The following is a 934-nucleotide window of genomic DNA, read 5'->3' as shown; positions in this document are numbered from 1 at the left end:
GGGGCGCGGCAGGCTGCGGTGGCCGAGCGCTTCGGCGTGAGTGTGCCGTTCATCAAGAAACTGCTGCGCCGCCAGCGGCAGACCGGCTCGTTAATGGCCAAGCCGGCCAGCGGCGGGCGGGCCCGTTACCTGGACGCGGCGGCCCAGGCTTGGCTGGTGGCGTATGTGCACACGCATGCGGACGCGACGCTGGCCGAGGTGAACGCGGCCTGGCAACTCCAGGGCGGGCGCGCCGTGTGTCAGACGTGCGTGTGGCAGGTACTGGCCGCGCACGATCTGCGGCGTAAAAAAAAGCCTGCACGCCAGCGAGCGTGACACCGAGCGCGTCGTGGCGGCGCGGCGCCAGCACGTCGAGCAGGTCTGCTCCCGGGCCGACGTGGCCCGTTTCCACTTTCTGGATGAAACCGGCTTGCGCCTGCACTACGCCCGCACGCATGCACGCGCCGTGGGCGGGCGACGCGCCCGGGGCAACGCGCCGCTGCGACGGGGGCCCGCCTGCACGCTCATTGGCACGCTCTCGGTGCGCGGGCTGCGGGCCGTGCAACTGTTCGAGGGCGCGCTGACCAAGTCTAGCTTTGCCCTCTACCTGGCCCGGTGCCTGGCCCCCACGCTGCGGCGCGGCGACGTGCTGGTACTCGACAATCTGCCCGTGCATCACCTGACGGGCTTACGCGAGTGGCTGGCCAGGCGCGGGGTCGACCTGGTGTTTCTGCCCCCTTACTCGCCCGATTTCTCGCCCATTGAGCAGGCCTGGAGCAAGCTCAAAACCACGCTGCGAACCGCGCAGGCCCGCGCCCACGAGGCCCTCAAACAGGCCCTCTCTCAGGCTATCGACTGCATTACCAGCCGGGACGCCCGGAACTGGTTTGACCACTGCGGCTATCACACACAAGCCGGCAAACGATAAGGATACATGGTTCACGAATCTGCTATA

Annotated in this window: 2 protein-coding genes; both read left to right on the top strand. The window is 68.4% G+C overall.

From position 1 onward, the window contains the following. A partial coding sequence (locus E5J99_RS20980) for a hypothetical protein (protein WP_135499757.1) occupies window positions 1–315 on the top strand: 315 nt, incomplete at its 5' end. Window positions 316–328: 13 nt separating this feature from the next. Continuing rightward, complete coding sequence (locus E5J99_RS20975; protein WP_245319175.1) at window positions 329–907, top strand: IS630 family transposase; 579 nt, start codon at window positions 329–331, stop codon at window positions 905–907. The last annotated feature ends 27 nt before the right edge of the window (window positions 908–934 follow it).

Origin of the sequence: Hymenobacter elongatus (genome assembly GCF_004745955.1) — a bacterium.
In the GTDB taxonomy this organism is placed as follows: Bacteria; Bacteroidota; Bacteroidia; order Cytophagales; family Hymenobacteraceae; genus Hymenobacter; species Hymenobacter elongatus.
The sequence above is the reverse complement of the archived record's forward strand: the minus strand, read 5'-3'. Positions and strand labels throughout refer to the sequence as shown.